We start from the raw sequence: 19,305 nt of genomic DNA, 5'->3' as shown, positions 1-19,305 counted from the left end.
AGGGTCAGATTGATTTTTGGTGTTTCTATATTTTATAGGGGCGTAATTAACCCGAATTAAACAAAAGGGCGCGTTATCTCATCGGCAACGCACCCCTCACTCATGGTTTAACTCTTTTTCTTCGCGGTGGAAGTTGTGGTTTTCTTCTTGGTTGTCCCGGTTTTAGATTTGGTACTACTGGTGGTTTTGGATTTGCTGCTAGTCTTACTCTTACTCTTAGAGGTGGATGCTTTTGCAGCCAGGAGTTCAACCGCTTGTGCCAGGGTGACATCTTCTACGGTGGTGCCTTCGGGTACCGAGGCATTGGTTTTCCCATGTTTGACGTAGGGTCCGTAGGGTCCGTCGTAAACGTTCACGGGTTCGTCATCTGCTGGATGTTTGCCGAGTTCGCGCAGGGGTTCTTTGGCTTTGCTGGTTTTGCTACTGCGTCCCTTTTTCGGTTCGGCGAGTAACTCTAAGGCGCGAGGGAGGGTGATGCTGAGAACATCATCTCCGGCTTTCAAGGACCGATATTCTTTGCCCTCTTCTTTCCCCCGATCGCAGACCACATAAGGTCCAAATCGCCCTAAACTCGCTTGGATTTTACCGCCGTTTTCGGGATGCACTCCCAAGGTTCGCGGCAACGCTAACAGTCCCACTGCTTGTTCTACAGTCAAGTTTTCCGCTGTCACCCCTTTGGGGAAAGAAGCCCGTTTCGGTTTTTTATTCTCTTCCGTAGCCTCTCCCAGTTGGACATAAGGGCCATATTTGCCAATCAGGATATAAATCGGCAGTCCGGTATTGGGGTCGGTACCGAGTTGGTCCGGTCCTTCGGTTTTTTGCTTGAGAATCAGTTGGACTTGTTCCGGGTCCAGGTCCGAGGGGGTAAGGTCCTTGGGAATGGAGGCGGTGACGACCCCGCTACCATTGTCGGCTTCGATATAGGGTCCATAGCGCCCGATGCGAACTTTGGCATCGAGGTTCTCCAATTCGACGCTACGGGCTTGGTTGGGGTCGATCGCACTTTCCTGTTGTTTGACTTGGGTTTCCAGTCCCGTTTCCCCGAGATAAAATTTCTGGAGATAGGGTAACCAGGCCGCTTCTCCGGTGGAAATATCATCCAGAGTGCGTTCCATTTTGGCCGTAAACCCGGGGTCTACCAATTCGGGGAAGTATTTTTCCAACAAATCGGTGACGGCAAAGGCGGTAAAGGTGGGGACTAGGGCATTCCCTTTGAGGATGGAATAGCCGCGATCAATAATGGTACTGATGATGCTGGCGTAGGTACTCGGACGGCCAATGCCTTCGCTTTCTAGGGTTTTGACTAGGGAGGCTTCCGTATATCGGGCCGGGGGTTGGGTTTCATGGCCCACTGCCTCGATGTTTTGGCAGTTGGGGCGATCGCCGACTTTCAACGCCGGTAAAATCACCTCTTGGTCCTCTAACGCCGCATCGGGATCATCCGACCCCTCCACATAAGCGCGTAAAAATCCGGGGAAATCAATCCGCTTGCCACTGGACCGAAATCCAGCATTCTCCACCTGCAAATCCACCGCTACGATGGTTTGACGGGCATCGGCCATTTGACTGGCAACCGTGCGTTTCCAAATCAAATCATAGAGTTGCAATTCCCGTCCCGAGAGGGGGGTTTGTTGGGGAGTGCGGAAGCTGCTTCCCGCCGGACGAATGGCTTCGTGAGCTTCCTGGGCCCCTTTGCTCTTGGTGGCATATTGCCTGGGTTTGGGACTGAGATACTCTTTCCCGTACATTTCTGCCACACAGGTCCGGGCTGCGGTGAGGGCCTGTTCTGACAGATGCACCGAGTCGGTTCTCATGTAGGTGATGTACCCATTTTCGTAGAGACTTTGGGCAATTTTCATCGTATCCCTGGCGGATAACCGCAGTTTGCGGTTGGCCTCCTGTTGGAGGGTGGAGGTGGTAAAGGGAGGGGAAGGTTTCCGGGTGGTGGGACGTTCCTCAACTTTGGCGACTTGCCAAGGTTTGCCCGTGAGTTGGGTGACCAAGGCCCTAGCTTGTTCTTCGTTGAGGAGAACGACGTTGCGACCGGCGATAATTTGGCCGGTGGATTCATCAAAGTCGCTGCCGGTGGCAACTTTGCGATCGCCCAGAGTCACCAGTTTGGTCTCAAAGGGGGTTTTGGCCTGGACTAAGCGGGCTTTTAAATCCCAATAAGACCCTTGACGGAAGGCGCGCCGCTGCCGTTCGCGTTGGACCAACAGGCGCACCGCCACGGACTGCACCCGACCGGCAGAGAGTCCCGAAGCGATTTTTTTCCACAATAGGGGCGAGAGGGTATAACCGACCAAGCGGTCTAAAATCCGCCTGGTTTCTTGGGCATGGACCAGTTGATAATCAATCGTGCGGCAATTGTTGAGGGCATCACGAATCGCCTCCCGGGTGATTTCGTGAAACACCATGCGCTTGATGGGCACCTTGGGTTTAAGCACTTCTTGCAGATGCCAACTAATACTTTCTCCTTCCCGGTCTTCGTCCGTTGCCAGAATCAGCTCATCGGCCTGTTTGAGGGCATCTTTGAGGGTTTTGACGACTTTTTGCTTGGTTTTGGGGATGACGTAGAGGGGCTCAAAATCGGCTTCTACATTGACCCCAAGCTGCGCCCATTTTTCCCCTTTGACTTGTTCGGGAATTTCATCGGCAGAGGAGGGCAGATCGCGCACGTGACCCATCGATGCCTCTACGCGATAATCGTTCGGCAGGAAGTTCCGAATCGTGCGGGCTTTGGTTGGAGATTCGACGATGACGAGGGTTGACATGGCACCTTTTGGGGATAGCAGCTTTGTAGAACGTCAGCTTTAGAGCTTTTTGAGGGAGATGTCAAGGGCGATCGGGAAAGGGGGCATCAGTCTAACTGGAGTCTAACGGCCCCGTTTTTGCAGTTGAGCGCTGCTGGTCGATCCGTGCCAATCTCTAGTTATATCTGATTTCGCTAACCCGACGGGGTTGCGGGATCAGGGGATGGGCGGTTCGGTGTTGGGGGCTTGAGGCTGAACGCTGAGACTGACTTCTACCCAGAGGACAGGAAAAAGCGGCGATCGCCTCGGTTCTGGATCGCCAGGGTTCCCGATCTCCTTTATATCTATATGGGGGTAATCAAGGGCGACTTAACATCCCACTCGGATCAGAGTTTTTTCCCTCTGAGGTCCATAGCATTGGGGAGAAGCTCCTTAAATTGACCCTAACACAAGCAGAGGAAACCGGAGGCAAAAATGGGGAAGGGGGTGAGCAAGTCTCGGATTGGACTTCCAGTTTTTCCCCGTTGACAATAGGTTTTAGGCGTTACTCTGAACGGAAACCCGTGGGTTGAGATCAATAACTGGGACCGGGGATCACCGAGTTTCCCTTAGAGGAGTCGAGGCGATTCGAGGGGTTCGGGCGGATATCAAGGTAAGATGCAAGATGTAAAGAATTGCTAATGCACACCCTGCACCAACTTGATGCTGGTGATTGTATTGTATCTGCCCACAACTTCCTATGAACTTTGCTAATCTTGCCGCCCAGTTAAATGCTGGAATAATTTTGCCAGAGGGAATTGTGATCATTACCCTCCTGGTGGTCCTGGTTTATGACCTGATCGTCGGACGGGAGTCGCTGAAGGTGACCCCCTACATGGCGATCGCGGGTCTACTGGCGTCCCTGGTGGCGCTGGTTTATCAATGGGGGGCCAGTGACCCGATTTCGTTCCTCGGTGGGTTCAATGGGGACTCCATGAGTGTGATCTTTCGCGGCATTATCGCCCTGTCTGCGGTGGTGACTGTTTTGATGTCGATCCGCTATGTGGAAAACTCTGGCACCGCAATGGGCGAGTTTCTGATGATTTTGCTCACCGCCACTCTGGGAGGAATGTTCCTCTCTGGCGCAGATGAGTTGGTGATGATTTTTGTCTCCCTGGAAACCCTGAGTATTTCATCGTATCTGCTCACGGGTTACATGAAGCTGGATCCTCGTTCCAATGAGGCGGCTTTAAAATATCTGCTGATTGGCGCTGCCTCTTCGGCAGTGTTTCTCTATGGAATGTCGTTGCTGTATGGACTTTCGGGAGGAGAAACTCGCTTAAGTGCGATCGCCTCCGGCATCACTGCTTCGGGCACAGGCCCCTCGATTGGTCTGGTGATTTCCCTGGTGTTTGTGATTGCCGGTATTTCGTTCAAAATCTCCGCAGTTCCCTTCCACCAATGGACTCCCGACGTTTACGAAGGTTCTCCCACCCCAGTGGTGGCGTTCCTCTCGGTGGGTTCTAAAGCAGCAGGGTTTGCCCTAGCAATCCGTCTGCTGACGACGGCATTCCCCATCGTCCAAGAAGAGTGGCATTTTGTGTTTACCGCCCTCGCCATCCTCAGTATGGTCCTGGGTAATGTGGTGGCCCTAGCTCAAACCAGTCTCAAACGGATGCTTGCCTATTCCTCCATCGGACAAGCGGGGTTTGTGATGATTGGTTTAATTGCCAATACCGATGCCGGATATGCCAGTATGATTTTCTATCTGCTGGTTTATCTGTTCATGAACTTAGGTGCATTCACCTGTTTGATTCTCTTCACCCTGCGCACGGGAACGGATCAAATTAGCGAATATGCGGGTCTGTATCAAAAAGACCCGTTGTTAACCTTGGGGTTAAGTATTTGTTTGCTTTCTCTGGGTGGAATTCCTCCCCTGGCTGGATTTTTTGGAAAGATTTATCTGTTCTGGGCCGGTTGGCAAGCGGGTCTTTATGGCTTAGTATTGCTGGGCTTATTAACCAGTGTGGTTTCCATTTACTACTACATCCGCGTCGTCAAGATGATGGTAGTCAAGGAACCGCAGGAAATGTCCGAGGCAGTCAGAAATTATCCAGAAATTCGCTGGAATTTGCGCGGAATGCGATCGCTGCAAGTGGGTTTAATCCTGACGGTGATTGCGACTTCCCTCGCTGGGATTCTGTCTAATCCTCTGTTTACCTTAGCGAATAATTCTGTTTCTCGGACCTCTATGTTGCAAGCTTCGATGGGGAAAACTGTCCCTGTTGCGACTTTAACCAGTCCAGCAGACTTAGACGCTTCCAAAACCCCTTAATAAAAGCCGGTTCAATCATCAACGGTAATATTTTGTAGAGGCAATCCCCGTGGGGTTGCCTCTCTCCTATTTTAGGGGTCTGCTCAAACCCCATTAAGGATCAATTTGGGTTAAGTCCAAATTAATTCCAGTAACCGAATCACCAGCCAAGTTAGTAATCCATAGACGGCGATCGCAATCAAAGCGTTGATTTCAAAAGCAGAATTTCCAAAAGTTGGCGTTGTAAACAGGGTTTCAAACGGCGTGACAAAGGGAGAGGATAAAGCATAAATAAATCCAGCAAACTGGTTGGCTGGATTTGCGCCTAAAAGTCGCAACACGGCTCTCAAAACCAACAAGACGCCCAATGCTCCCATCAGATAGTAAATCACTTGATTGGTCTTGCTTAAAGCCAGTCTGCGCCTAACTTCAGCAATGCGCCGTTCCTCTTCTTCTAATTGGATGCCTTCAATTCGGCGGTGGATATGTTCTTCTTGTTGTCGTAATTCCTGAATCTGTCGGCTTAATCGCGCCTCTTCTTGTCGTAGTTCCCCAAGGTTTTGAAGGTGACGTTCCTGTTCCCGTCGCAGGTCATCAATGGCCGGGTTCCGGGATTGTTCAGAGGGACTATAGGGGCGATCGCCTCTGGGAATGCCCGGATTTGGGGGTGTTAACGGTTGTTCTGGGATTCGGGCGGGGTATTCTTCCTCGGAATCCCAGGATGGGGGTTGGTTTGCGTTTTCGCGATCGGGTCGGCTATTATCTGGGTTCATCTTTATCCCTTCCTCAAAGATAGTATTATTCCTTATGCTATCAATCGGTTTATCTACTCAGAGCGATCGCCCGTAAAATCGCCGCCGATTTCAGCCTGGGGAAATTACGGGAAATCCGGAAGTGATACCGCCCTTATTTCTCACATTATTTCATATAGAGGCGATTCGCTTTCTCCCCTGTCAAGGTGATAAATTTCCTGACGCAAAAGCGTGATGGAATGTAGAGGCGATTCGCGAATCGCCCCTACAAATAAACCTTGACAAGGATAGGGATGAAGGCACACTGAGCAAATGGGGATGTCCCCCAACCGCCTCGGCGGGTTTACCTCAATTTGCTCTTATTTGCGACGAATGGCGACACCATGCATATCACTATGTTCCTTGCCTTGATATTCATGAGATCCGGCAAGGGCGGCGATCGCACTATCCGCTACATTAGAACTCCGCAGGACCGAGACCAAGCGACCCGATGCCCCATTTTCCGTGAGTTCAACCACACCGACCCCCGGACAACTCCCTTGGGAAGAGTGTCCCACAGAAACCGGAAGCGGTCCCCGGAAAGCGACAAACAAATACTTGCCATCAGGACTCGCTTCCATTAAGTCAGGCGCGGGATCATTAGTGGGTAAGTTAGAATCATCGGTGATAGAAGCAGCCGCACAAGCTCCTACACCATTCCCTTTCCCATCGGCTGAAGTGAGGTCATAGTCAGTCTGTTCTAAGGTTTGGCTGTTAAACACCTGAATCTGGTTCTGAATCCGGTCCGTGGTGTGGATATAAGTTCGAGAAACCGTAGCAGCCATGCCATGACTGTCATGACGAGTCGTCATCCCCGGGAACTGTCCTGTGGTATTCGTCGCCTCTCCACTTGTGTTACCATTTGTAGCCGTGTTGCTGGAGTCTTTATACACCACAACCGGGGCCGGACTGTTGGGCGGATTGGGACGATTACTAAATGCCCGATCATTGATAGTGTATAGACTAAAGGTGGACTGGGTTGCTCCTGCATCAGAGGCAGATACCCCAGCATTTAACCAGATGTTGCCGTCTACTTCGACCCCCCCACAACCGGCACCGTTAATGAGTTCCGAGCTATATTCCCCGATAATACTCATGGGAGTGGTTTTGGTATTAGCGACTAACAGACCCCCTGCGCCGAGGGTAATGTAGGCATGATCTAAGCTAGAGATAATGGGACAAATAATGAGGTTATTGGGTCGTCCCCCTTGGCTGGCGTTTTTCTCAGCAGTGCAGCCATTTTCTTTGCATTGACCACTGGGAGTCAAATCAGCGAGGGCTGTGGGGTTATAGTTGCCCACAACTTTTCCTAGTAAATCATGATTGTGGGCGTTTTTGCCCCGATACACTTTGGCGGAGTCGAGGACTTCCATTCCTTTCCCCACACCCAACGAGGCGGTTTTGTCGTAAATCGCATCAATAATTTTGCCTTCTCGATCGCGGACGATATCAATGCGTTCTAATAATTTACCGTTTAAGTTGGCTAGTAATAGAGCGCTGCCGTCAGAGTTCCAAAAGGACATATGCACCGAACGTTCTGGGCCACTGCCGTTAGTGGCAGTGGCACGGAATAGGGCGATCGCCTCTTTGGTTTCGCCATCGATAATGCCGACATAACCGCCCCCTGGCGCGAATAAGTTCACATTGAGATATTTATTTTGAGGGTCAGTTAACATCCCATGTAAACGACCAAAGCCCGGTAAGTCCCCTAGGGTTTTCCCTGTCGGGCGGTTTTGGTCGTATTCAGCCAAGTTGCGCGGAAAAACGACATTCAGATCACAAGGGCCATCTCCGGGGCGATTTTGGCCATCACAACCTAAAGGTTGAGCAGCAACCCCTGATTCAATTTGTTGTTCTAGGTCTTGACTATCCCAAATCCAAACTAATCCCCCTTGCAAGCCGAAATTTTCCACATTAGGGACTGAGTTGGACTGATCGGACCCCCAGATTTCATAATGGTTTTCATCGGGGGTGAAGGCTTGAGAAACGGTCATCTGAGAGATGACAAATAGGGTAGATGCGACCCCGATTAACACCAAATTAATCGGCTTTCGCAACCATTTCATTAGATTGAGCATGGGTGGGTTTGCAGAAAGAGTATAAATCACTGTAGCGGAAAACGGACTCTATTAAAATCTTTTATTTCTACTCACCAAGCTCATTTTCTCATCCCACTCCCTGAACTACCTTGATGACTCCTCCCCGGACCTCTTTTTGAGCAAAACTACGGGTTATGACTAGATTTAGGAGCAATCCTGCGATCGCTGGGATTTCCTGATTCCCTAGCGGCTGGGTTTTCTCTGGGGTACGCTGTTGTCTCTTTCATCTGCATCATAACCCGGACACAGGGGGACCACCGTTTATGAATCTGTTCGCGGGAGAAGGTTTGGCCCCTATGCCCCTCTCTCCTCTGGGATTCAATCCACCCCCTAATCCTCCATCCCGTTGTAAACCGTCAGTTTTCTCTCCAAATCGTCAAATTCCTAATAGAGTCGCTATAGAATCGTTGACAAAATTTTGCCAATTTATTGAGGTTCCAATTCAGTAAAAAGCGGGGATTGAAATCCCCGCTTTTATTTTAAGTCTCCCTTGTCAGTTCCTCAATTCGTTCCCGAGTTAACCCCGTTACGTTGATAATTTGTGCCCCTGGCATTCCACTGCGGAACAGATTCATGGCAACTTGTTCAAAACCTTGTTGACGACCCTGTTCGATACCCTTTTCTAACCCTTCGTCTAAAATGGATTGATACATGGACGACTCGCCCATGAGGTCCCTACTTAAAATCCGTTGAATGGATTCTTGATCCAATATTAACTCAGCCAGAATCGAGGAAGCGGCAGCAATATTAGCCTGTTCTTCTGGGTCCTCGATTTGTTCCACAGACTGCGCCACTTGCATTAACACCGCCAGGGGGTTATCGGTACGACTTAAGGCGGCAAAGGGGAGTAAACCCGGTGAATTTAAGAACAGTTCTGTCGGTTGTTCCCATAACCGAACCACCTCAAATTCATGGTGGAATTTATCCAAATTAAACTGATTTTGATAGACTAAGGGAGAGTCAGTGGGTTTGAGGTAAATCACCACCTGTCTCATTTCTTTTTCAGGGAAGCATCCGTAAACCCTCACACGATAGTCTGCCATCCGAAAGGGAATCTGGGGGTCCGGGTTGGTTGGGAATTCTAGGTGGAGAATAAAGTTTTCCGCTTGCAGTAAAATCAGGGAATCGTCGCGAATCGGTTCTAGGGAGAGTTCCCTAAGACTGAGTTCGGTTAATTCAATGGCTTGTCCCACAAACCATCGGGCAAAATCTAGGCTAAAATGTTCCGCTAGGAACTTACAGATGTTATCATACATGGTGACAGTTTATTTTGATGATGAATTGTTGATTTTTATTCATGTCTAAAATAACACAAAGCCCGCACTGGTGCGGGCTTTTTCCTAAGTAGTTGTCCCGATTAGGGTGAAGGGTTACACGGTGGCAGCGCGTTTATAGGCTTCATCCAGGACTTCGGAAAGAGTGGGGTGGGTATGGACGCTAAAGGCTAATTCATTGACGGATTCACGATTGGCGATCGCATTGGCAGCTTCTTGAATTAAATCAGCGGCATGATAGCCAAAAATATGGACGCCGAGAATTTCTCCGGTATCTTTGCGATAAATGACTTTAGCAATCCCATCGGTTTCTCCCTCGGCGATCGCCTTGGAATTACCTTTGAAATAAGTCCGCACTGCGGCAACTTCAAATCCCTCTTCTTTGCCTAATTCTTCGGCAGCGGGTTCGGTTAATCCCACAAAACTCATTTCGGGATGGGTAAAGGCAGCAGCAGGAATACTCCGATAATCAATGGTTCGTGGACGTCCACAAATATTTTCAATCACGGCAACCCCTTGTGCAGATGCAGCGTGTGCCAACATCATTTTACCCATTGCATCGCCGATCGCCCAAACATGAGGAACAGGTTCACCCCCAGCTAACAATTGCATCGCATCATTCACCGGCAGGAACCCTCGGCGATCGGTTTCTGCACCCACGGATTCCAATCCTAAGTTTTTAGTCGCCGGAATTCGTCCCGTTGCCACTAAACAGGCATCCACTTCTAAGACTTCTACAACTTCCTTAGTTTTGGGGTCCATTAATTCAATCACCACCGGAGCACCGGGAGTGACTTTTGCCGCTAAAACTCCCACGCGAGTTTCAATGTCCCGAGGTGCAATTAACACTCGTTGCGCTTGTTTGGCAATATCCGGATCGAAGGTTGGCATCAGTCTATCCAACGCTTCAATCATGGTGACTTCCGAACCCAAGGCAGTGTAAATATCAGCAAATTCTAACCCGATATAACCACTGCCAATAATGGCAATCCATTGGGGTAACCAGTCCAATTTAATCGCATGATCACTGGTAAAAACGGTTTTGCCATCGACTTCAATCCCAGGGGGAACCCAAGGCACGGAACCGGGTGCTAACATGATATCTTTAGCCGTAATTGTCTTTTCACCGTTAGCGGTTTCGACGACAACTTTTTGATTTCCGGCGAGTTTTCCCCACCCTTCAATCACATCCACATTCAGGCGTTTGAGACTATTGACCAATTCGCCACGCAATTTAGAAACGGTATTATCGGCATGATTGGCGATGGTTTCGCGATCGAAGGAGATGCCACCGAGTTGGATGCCGAGGGTCTTCAAGTGATGAGCATCCCGCAACTCTCGCACTCGTCCCGAGGCTGCAAGCAGGGCTTTTGAGGGAATACAGCCACGATTGACGCAGGTGCCTCCCATCACCCCAGCTTCGACGATCGCCGTTTTTAGGCCACATTTTACGGCGTGTAAGGCGGCACCATGTCCCCCCACTCCTGCGCCAATAATCACTAAATCGTAATCAAATCCTTGACTCACCGAAATTTCTCCTGATCCGCGTTGTTGATTGTTCTCATTGTTAAATGGCGGGGGGATATGAGGCAAGATTTTGGGGAGATGGGAAAGTTTGTAATACTGACATCTTGGACCCGTGGCACCAACCGGCGGGGGATAAATCCCCCGCCTAACAACTTAAGTCGGTTGAAACCGACTGAAAGTCTTATCCCGTGGGTTTTTTAGTCGGTTTTTAACCGACTTTAGCTATGAGGCGGGGGTTTGAACCCCCGCCGGAGTTGAGAATGGTGCTTTCCTCCCCATCTCCCGCCTCTCCCCTAACACCAAATCTCCACCACCCGTCCTGTAATCTCTCGTTCTAACCAAGGGGTGTTACTTGACAGGGATTTCAGACTCTCTCCCGTAACCCGCCAAGACTGTTGAGGGTCAAATAAAGTTAAGTCTGCCGCTGTACCGGGTGCGATCGCCACTGGGGTTTGTTGCAGGCATTTGGCAGGATTGCTACTCAACCCCCGCCATAATTCCACCGGCGATAACTTCTCTGTGGTTACTAAATGCTGCCACAATAACGGTAATGCCAATTCTAGTCCGATCGCACCGGGAGGGGATTCGGCAAAGGCGACGGTTTTTTCTTCGTAGCTGTAAGGGGTATGATCAACGGCGATCGCATCAATCACCCCAGATTTGACTCCGGCAATCAATGCCTGTTGGTCCTGGGGATTCCCAATAGGCGGTTCTAAGTGCAGACTGGGACAGTAGGGAGTAAAAATCTCTGGATTGTTAATCTGTGCAGCATTCACCAGCAAGTGCATCCAGGAGGTACTCGCAGTGATGGGTAATCCTTGCGCCTTGGCAGATTCAATCAGTTGCACACCGCGTTGGGTAGATACCCGCATGATATGAACCGGCGTTCCCGTTGCTGCAACAATTTCCAGCAATGCTGCTAATGCCGAGGTTTCTGCGATCGCTGGATTCCCTGGCAATCCCAAGCGAATCGAGGCAGTCCCTTCCCGCACTACCCCATCTCCTGCTAACTTACGACTACAAGCCCACAGTGCCACAGGTTTACCCAAGGGTTGCAAATATTCCAGAATCCGCCTCAGCAGTGCTAAATCAGCAATGGGTTGACCATCGGCAAATCCCACAATGCCAGATGCCTCTAATTCGGCTAATTCTGTCATTTGTTCTCCCTTCACCCCCAGGGTTAATGCACCCCAAAAATGCAGATTTGGCAGAGAAGGAGTGGGGAGAGGCAACAAGTCATTCAAGGTTTTAATCCCTTGGACTTTTTGTTGCAAAAATGCTAATCCCCCAGGATTGTCTACGGGTGGATGAGTATCTGGCAAAATTGCCACCTGAGTAAAGCCTCCACTTCTTGCCGATTGCATCAATGAAGTTAAGGTTTCGCGTTCCTCAAATCCGGGTTCGCCACTGTGACTATACAGATCCACTAAACCGGGACCTAAGATTAATCCCTGGCAATTCCGTACTTGAGTATCACTCCCCCAGTCAGCAATTTCTGGCGCTATTTGCGCGATCGCACCGTTGGCAATCCACACATCGGCGATCGTATCCTCTCCCGAAACCGGGTTAATTATCCGAACTTGTTGCAGCAGTTCATTCACAGTCAACACTCAACAGCAAACACTATCAATCTTTTCCTCTCCTGTTCCCTCCCCGGTGCATTGGGGAGGGATTGAAAACCCTAGATTGGTCCAAATTTAATCCAAGTTTTAGGATTACAATGCACCTGCCGCTGTCTTGTCCAAAATTCCACCAAAGTGCGTCGTAATATTAATCGCTTCTAACACTGGCGGGTGATCCGGTCCTAGGGTGTAGTCAATCACTGTAATTGCACCATTCCCTTGTTTAAAGTTCCAAAAATGCTCAGGACCCAGACCAAAGAAATGGCATAACAGCGCTTTATTAATCGCATCATGAGCAACGACTAATCCCGTTGTTCCAGGTTTAGCAGCTTTGACGATCGCATTCCATGCCTGAATACTCCGTTCCCACACCTGTTCCAAATTTTCCCCTTCCGGCATCTGCACCGATTCCGGGTTATCTTTCCATTGGTCTAACATTCCGGGAAAGTCGGTTTCGATTTCGGATTCAAACTTTCCTTCCCAAAGTCCATGACTGATTTCTCGCAACAAATCATCCACTTTTAATTCAACGTTGGGATGGTTTTGCAAGATAATTTCCGCTGTTTCTTTGGGACGCAACATGGAACTACTCACAGCAAAATCGATTTGCACATCTTGCAAATAGTCAGCGGCACATTTAGACTGGTCTCTACCATTATCATTCAGAGGAACATCAATTTGACCCTGGAAACGCTGTTGCCGGTTCCACTCGGTTTCCCCATGTCGAACTAATAACAGTCGGGGTCCAATATGTCCAGGTCTGGGTTTGGGCATTTTTTCCCCAACATGACTCGTTAAATTCATCGATTCGAGTTGGACGGGGAGTTTTCCTTTTGAGGAGGGTTTTGGGGTTCCAAAATTTAGGATACTAATCCCACAATTGGACTGTTGAATCGAATGATACCGTTCGGGAGAAATTCCCAAGGCGGTACTCAACAAACAGCGATTAATTCCATTATGACCCACGACTAAAATCGTTTGATTGGGATGGCGAGATAAGACTTCCTCCCAGAATTCTTTCGCCTGTTCATGCAGTGCTAAAACCGGAAAATGTTCCACAGTTCCGGTTTCTGTGGGAACATTCATCGAAAATTCATGGGGTCTTTCTTGCCAACAGCGATAATCTTCGGCAAACTTCTGCTGGACCTCTTCTCTGAGCATCCCTTCCCACAACCGCAAGTCCACTTCCATGAGTTTATCGTTGGGTTGGGGTGCGGGGGGTTTGGAGTCTCCCGCCAAATCAGCAACGATCGCCTCGGCGGTTTCTTTCGCCCGTTTCAGGGGACTACAGTAGACGGCATCAAAGGAAATGCCACTGAGGGCTGCCGCAACTTGACTCGCCGTCTCGCGACCCTTTTCGGTGAGGACGGATTGATCAAGGCGACCTTGGATTCGCCGTTCTTTGTTAAACGTGCTTTGACCATGACGGACAATAATTACGCGAGTAGTCAGGGTTCTATCCTCCAACAGAAATGGTGCAGACTCCCAAGGCGAGTGAAGCGCAGGGGCAGAATCGATCGCATTTTACCGCTTATCGGTATCCAGTTAAACCAGGCGATCGCAATTTTATTCTCCCCTTGACGCCTATTCCCTCCCTCTCAACCAGACCCCTGATTTAAGGCTGTTGGGGGCATTTCTTTCGGAATTAGGCCAAAAGTTTATTCTCTAACTGACCCGTAATCTTTGATGATTCACTTTTTGAATATCTTTAAATATACCAGTTTTTATCAATAAATGTTTCAGGCAAAACGGCTAATTTTAAATTAAATTAACTCCAGTCATTTCAATGATTAATATAGCCTTAATTCTACAAAATTCAATATCAAATCCCAATGTAGAGGCGATTCGCGAATCGCCTCTACATTGAGATTTGATGCTCAAAATATGCGTAATGTCTGTTCAATTCTTATCCCTTTTCCAAACAGCCAGACGTTTAGACTCCGAATGTAGAGGCGATTCGCGAATCGCCTCTACATGATTTAGGTGATTTTTCCAAATATGCGTAATTCCTGTTCACCTCTTATCCATTTCCCAGACAGCCAGACGTTTAGACTCCGATCCAAGGTAAACTGGCAACAGAGTGACTATCGAATCTTAATTAAACCTTACCGGATCCAGAGGAAGCAAAAACAGACAATGGATGCAATCAAGCTAATCAAACGAGTGGTTTTAACCGCACTAACCCTGCTAGCAGTTTTCCTAGTCGGAACATCCTTGGTGCAAAGTTTCAATCAACCCCAGGTTCAAAGCCGTCTGGAACTTTATCAAACCAATCTGCTGCTTCATGTGGCAGAGTACCAAGGCGAGTCTGACAATGATCCGGCACTGCAAATTGTGCAGGCTTTGGCGGGAGAAGAACCTTTAGCGGCAGCATTGAAACAGTATCAAGAAGCAGTCACCTCCACGGAAGAAGCGATCGCCACCCAACGCAGTCGTCTCTCCTCAACGGTCATCCTCCCACCGGAGGAATCTTCCAATCCGCCTCTGATTGAAGGCGTCAATCCCCCTGAACTGGCGGAACTCAAAATCAAAGAGCAAATTTCAACTCAGGAATCCCTGAGAGATGAACTCCTGTTAAGATTGGGAATTTTACAAGCAAATCAAGGTAATATAGACCAAGCCATAGAAACTTGGACTCCCTTAACGGCACGTTCTAGTCCTCATCTTCAACCCACCTCAAATACAGCGCAAATTCTGTTATTCCTCTGGAAAGAGTCACCCACTTCTGTCTCGAATACCGAAGAACTGATTAACCAAAATTTAGACGGATGGTTTCGCTATCAAGCTTTACAAAAACTTTATCAAATCCAGGAGAGAAATGAAGCATTAACTCGCCTGAATCTGGAAGAACAAGAAATAGCAGCAGAATCCCTCGGAAAGTTGGCAACAGTTACCGGCATTCCCGCATTCGGATTTGTTGTCGGCGTCGGTTTACTCATCTTTCTCGGGATTCAATGGGTCCTGAAACGCCAAGATTCCCTCTTGGTTCAAAATGGCGATCGCACTTGGGAAACCCCTTGGGATTGGGAAACCATCTGGCAAGTTTTCATTGTCGGATTCTTCTTCCTCGGACAAGTTTTAGTCCCCATCGTTGTTCAACTCTTCGGCGTCCAATCTGCCATGCTAGATGTTCGCAGTCGTGCCTTCTATATCTTGGCAACTTATATCGCGATCGCCATTGGTGGACTATTAGTCCTCTTTTTCTCCATCCGTTCCTTCTTCCCCCTGGCGAAAGACTGGTTTCGCTTTAATGTCCTACAAGGAACCTGGATTTCTTGGGGACTTGGCGGTTATTTCGTTGCCTTACCTTTAGTCATTCTCATCTCCATCATTAACCAACAATTTTGGCAGGGACGCGGTGGCAGCAACCCCATTTTATCCATCGCTTTAGAAAACCGAGATACCGTAGCGCTAACAATCTTTTTCATCACCGCTTCTGTGGCAGCGCCTATTTTTGAAGAAATCATGTTTCGCGGATTTCTCTTACCCTCCCTAACTCGTTATTTCTCCGTTACCAATGCGATCGTCCTCAGCAGTTTATTATTTGCCTTAGCGCATCTCAACCTCTCCGAAGTCCTACCACTGGCAACCTTGGGAATGGTCTTGGGATTCGTCTATACGCGATCGCGCAATCTCCTCTCCTCCATCCTCCTCCACAGCCTTTGGAATAGCGGCACACTCTTTAGTCTGTTCGTTCTCGGCAGTGGCGGCAGTTAGACACCAAACCTCATGGGCAATCCTCGGTTGTCAACCTGTAATATATTAGAACTGTGGATAAAATAAGGTTTAGAAACCGGGTTTCTTGTCCAAATTTCTGCCAATTTTCAACCAATTTGGAGCAGAAACCCGGTTTCTTGTCCTAATGTCACAAGTTTTAACCCGGGGGAAAACGGCGATCGCGAACCTCCTCCCCATAAGCCTGTACCGCATGAGTAATCGTCTCCTGCAAATTGGCGTAGCGTTTTGCAAAAGGCGGTACTCGCTCAGTCAGACCCAACAAATCATGAGTCACCAAAACCTGTCCATCACAATGCACCCCGGCACCAATGCCAATCGTCGGAATCACCAAAGTTTTAGAAATGTCTGCGGCTAATTGACTCGGAATATGCTCCAAAACCACCGCAAATGCACCCGCATCCTGCAAAGCGACTGCCTCCTTCAAAATGCGATCGCCCGTTTCCGGAGTTTTCCCCTGCTTCCGATAGCCTAACTGATGCACCGATTGCGGCGTTAACCCCACATGACCCAACACCGGAATTCCTGCCAACACCAATCGCCGCACCGTTTCCGCAATTTCCGGATACCCCCCCTCCAACTTCACCGCCTGAGCACCCGTTTCCTTCAAAATTCTTCCCGCAGAATGCATCGCCTGTTGGGGACTTTCTTGATAAGTTAAAAACGGTAAATCCACCACCATCAAAGCTTTTTCGATACCCCGTCGCACCGCTTTCGCATGATGAATCATCTCATCTAACGTCAACGGCAGAGTGGTTTCATATCCCAACACCACCATCCCTAACGAATCGCCAACTAACAGCAAATCTACCCCAGCGCGATCGAGCAATTTCGCCGAGACATAATCATAAGCCGTCAGCGCCACGATCGCAATTCCTTGTTGTTTTCTTTCGATTAATTGTTGAGGGGTGATGGGCATAGCTGGGTAAATTAAAGTCCTGACAATCCACTGACAAGGTTAGTAAGCGGCAGTCACATCATTAATATAGAGAGGGATTGCCTTTCCAATCTTATCAGATACCCAGCAGCGATCGGTGATTCCCCCTATCCCTAGAATCCCAGCAACTCCTAACCTAACTGCCAGGAAGATTACACAAGTTGGGTTATTTGTCAAGAGGCGGTGTTTGGGGGGTGAAAAAAATTGGTGAGAGATGAGGAGATGTTGGAGGCGATCGGACCTAAAAGTTGGCCCCACCGACAACGGTATCATCAGGGTTAGCGGTAAAAAATTGTCGCAAAATCCAGCAACTTTAGGAACAAAGCAAACTGCTCCACTGAAAATACACCTTACCATAATTTGGCAGATTATCAAAAAATGCCTGGAACCCTTGTCACTTCGTTGGTAATATGGCTATTGAATTTAGGGCAAAAACTGGGAAAGGGTTGAATCATTGAATAGGTCAACCGTAATACTATCAGTCTAACTTATCAATCCAAAACCGACACTGCTAGAGGGACCTTAAAATCCTCGCCGGTTGTTGCTTGTGCCTGTTCTGGCAATTAGAATAGAATAACCGCAAGCACAAACTGAGGCTAACTGGGTGATGCCTGAAATCGTTGAAATTCCCCTGGGATTAGCAAATTTTACCCAAGTCCCAATGCTCATAAATTTTTCTCCCACATTCAACGTCCCGATTATTTTAATTCTCATATCGCAGCAAAAGTTCTATAATTAAGTACCTCTGTTAAGATGATTTTCTAATTTTTTATCAAAAGTAAAAATAGATTCTTGATAAACTTTACAATATGACACTAAAAGACACTCTACAAAATCAAACTTTGTTTGACTATACACCTCTAAAGCTTGGAGCAATAATTCAGGCTTTTCCAGCCCCACTAAATCCTCTTCAATTAAGTGACTTAATGCTTCTTGAATTTTCTCTCTTTCAACCTGATAAACTTTTTGAAGAACAAATACCACCTCGCAAGCCACTTCAATCGGTAAACTTACCCTATTATTTTCAATAATCTCCGCTGCTTTGGCTGATAATATTTCATGGTCATTCAGGATGTAGCGAAGAATAATATTTGCATCAGCGATCGGCATACTTTTCCCCCGTTGCATTTTCCCAAGCAGTAGATTCTAAAGAGATTAAATCCGGTTTAGCATAACTTTGTAAGACGCCTTTTAAGCTTTTTCTTTGAACCGGATTAGGTTTTTTCGTGAACACAACAATCTCGACCTGTTGCCCGGAAAGTTCGGGAGGCAGGTCTAATACAATCTGACCATTTTTCACGGTTTGTACTGTGCGGATAACTTCCATCAATTAAGCCACTCCATTAATGATGTCAAAAGGAGATAAGGGTTTAACTCAGCATACCGGAGGAATGGCTCGGGGCCGATCGCCACCCTCACCTGATTCAGCATAAGGCATTACCTCGTCCCTCTGCTAAAAACAGCCGGAGTTGTGTGAGGGAGAGGATAGGGGCAATGCGATCGCTAGGGGTTGCTTCCACCCGCTTAGGTTGACCGGAATCCGGATCATTACTGTCGATAACGGGTTGAGGTTTGCTCTAGTTCCAGAGGGAATAAAGGGGCCTGAGCAACTGGAATTTTTATCCTGACTCCAGCTACGTTCAACACGAGTGCGCCAGAATCATCAATGACCAAAATTCCCTTAGAATAATCACAGGGTTGAGGAGATGACTATGGATGTAGGGCGATCGCTCGTAAAATTAATCGTCGGTGGTAGCTGCGTCTTGGGTGGCGTGGCATTTCCCCCCTTACTCGCCGGAGAAGGGATTGTTTGGGGGACAGTCTTGGCAACTGCCCTAGGGAGTGTGGCTGCGGGCAATACTGCCAATGTCATTGATGCGTTACTCGATGGAAGAGAGGGGGGAGTCTCCCTAGAAAATCAGGATTTAACCAAAGCCGTGGGAAAAGCCATAGCCGCCGTCATCACCCTCGCCGCCAAACAACACCCCGGCAAAACCCGCCAATATTTAGAAAAAATTGCTGCCCAAGCCAAGGATAACTGGCTGCACATCGCCCAACAGGAACTCACCCCGCAACGTTACCCCGAACTGCGAGAAGCCAAACTCGACCAATTTCTCACCCCGGAAGAATACCAACTCACCCCAGAGGATTTCTGAGTTATAAAGGTAATAAATACCGAGGGATTTAGTAAAAAACTAACCTGTAGGGCGTTATGCCAGACTCAATTCAATTCTATAAGCTGCTCTAAGTAGTTATGAGAAAAATCATACCCTC

Annotated in this window: 14 protein-coding genes; 4 read left to right on the top strand and 10 right to left on the bottom strand. The window is 48.4% G+C overall.

Annotated features, from left to right (window positions below; all coding sequences use genetic code 11):
- Positions 1-107: 107 nt before the first annotated feature.
- Entirely contained in the window at positions 108-2,774 is a 2,667-nt protein-coding gene (topA, locus tag NG795_RS06455; protein ID WP_367287836.1) for a type I DNA topoisomerase, read from the bottom strand.
- A 718-nt stretch (positions 2,775-3,492) separates the two neighbouring features.
- Between topA and NG795_RS06450 the strand changes: the two genes are divergently transcribed.
- Complete coding sequence (locus NG795_RS06450) at positions 3,493-5,067, top strand: NAD(P)H-quinone oxidoreductase subunit N (protein ID WP_367287835.1); 1,575 nt, start codon at positions 3,493-3,495, stop codon at positions 5,065-5,067.
- Between the two features lie 110 nt (positions 5,068-5,177).
- On the opposite strand, the gene NG795_RS06445 is transcribed toward NG795_RS06450, so the two are convergent.
- From NG795_RS06445 to NG795_RS06420, 6 genes are all read right to left on the bottom strand, one after another.
- Positions 5,178-5,819 carry a YggT family protein gene (locus NG795_RS06445; protein ID WP_367287834.1) on the bottom strand — a complete coding sequence of 214 codons (642 nt, stop codon included), beginning with the start codon at positions 5,817-5,819 and terminating at the stop codon, positions 5,178-5,180.
- A gap of 338 nt (positions 5,820-6,157) precedes the next feature.
- Positions 6,158-7,915 carry a hypothetical protein gene (locus NG795_RS06440; RefSeq protein ID WP_367287833.1) on the bottom strand — a complete coding sequence of 586 codons (1,758 nt, stop codon included), beginning with the start codon at positions 7,913-7,915 and terminating at the stop codon, positions 6,158-6,160.
- Positions 7,916-8,415: 500 nt separating this feature from the next.
- Positions 8,416-9,192, bottom strand: a complete 777-nt coding sequence (locus tag NG795_RS06435; protein ID WP_367287832.1) for an Rpn family recombination-promoting nuclease/putative transposase — start codon at positions 9,190-9,192, stop codon at positions 8,416-8,418.
- A 114-nt stretch (positions 9,193-9,306) separates the two neighbouring features.
- Entirely contained in the window at positions 9,307-10,737 is a 1,431-nt protein-coding gene (gene lpdA, locus NG795_RS06430) for a dihydrolipoyl dehydrogenase (RefSeq protein ID WP_367287831.1), read from the bottom strand.
- Positions 10,738-11,030: 293 nt separating this feature from the next.
- Positions 11,031-12,338, bottom strand: coding sequence for a dihydroorotase (locus NG795_RS06425; protein ID WP_367287830.1), 1,308 nt, complete (start codon positions 12,336-12,338; stop codon positions 11,031-11,033).
- Positions 12,339-12,452: 114 nt separating this feature from the next.
- The gene (locus NG795_RS06420) at positions 12,453-13,811 is read right to left on the bottom strand and encodes a histidine phosphatase family protein (protein ID WP_367287910.1); all 1,359 of its coding nucleotides are present in this window, start codon (positions 13,809-13,811) and stop codon (positions 12,453-12,455) included.
- A gap of 20 nt (positions 13,812-13,831) precedes the next feature.
- Here NG795_RS06420 and NG795_RS06415 point away from each other — a divergent pair, with 20 nt between their 5' ends.
- On the top strand, positions 13,832-13,978 hold the full coding sequence (locus tag NG795_RS06415) for a hypothetical protein (protein ID WP_367287829.1): 147 nt from the start codon (positions 13,832-13,834) through the stop codon (positions 13,976-13,978).
- A gap of 517 nt (positions 13,979-14,495) precedes the next feature.
- On the top strand, positions 14,496-16,076 hold the full coding sequence (locus NG795_RS06410) for a CPBP family glutamic-type intramembrane protease (RefSeq protein WP_367287828.1): 1,581 nt from the start codon (positions 14,496-14,498) through the stop codon (positions 16,074-16,076).
- A 157-nt stretch (positions 16,077-16,233) separates the two neighbouring features.
- Here the strand turns inward: NG795_RS06410 and panB are convergent, their stop codons facing one another.
- The 3 genes from panB to NG795_RS06395 form a co-directional block, all read right to left on the bottom strand.
- On the bottom strand, positions 16,234-17,013 hold the full coding sequence (panB, locus tag NG795_RS06405) for a 3-methyl-2-oxobutanoate hydroxymethyltransferase (protein WP_367287827.1): 780 nt from the start codon (positions 17,011-17,013) through the stop codon (positions 16,234-16,236).
- Positions 17,014-17,766: 753 nt separating this feature from the next.
- Entirely contained in the window at positions 17,767-18,141 is a 375-nt protein-coding gene (locus NG795_RS06400; protein WP_367287826.1) for a type II toxin-antitoxin system VapC family toxin, read from the bottom strand.
- Positions 18,128-18,358, bottom strand: coding sequence for a hypothetical protein (locus tag NG795_RS06395; protein ID WP_367287825.1), 231 nt, complete (start codon positions 18,356-18,358; stop codon positions 18,128-18,130). The genes NG795_RS06400 and NG795_RS06395 overlap by 14 nt, the downstream gene beginning before the upstream one ends.
- 379 nt (positions 18,359-18,737) lie before the next feature.
- Between NG795_RS06395 and NG795_RS06390 the strand changes: the two genes are divergently transcribed.
- A complete protein-coding gene (locus NG795_RS06390) occupies positions 18,738-19,187 on the top strand; it encodes a hypothetical protein (RefSeq protein ID WP_367287824.1) in 450 nt (149 codons plus the stop codon).
- The last annotated feature ends 118 nt before the right edge of the window (positions 19,188-19,305 follow it).

Origin of the sequence: Laspinema palackyanum D2c (genome assembly GCF_025370875.1) — a bacterium.
GTDB classification, from domain to species: Bacteria; Cyanobacteriota; Cyanobacteriia; order Cyanobacteriales; family Laspinemataceae; genus Laspinema; species Laspinema palackyanum.
This window is presented reverse-complemented; position numbering and strand designations above follow the sequence as displayed.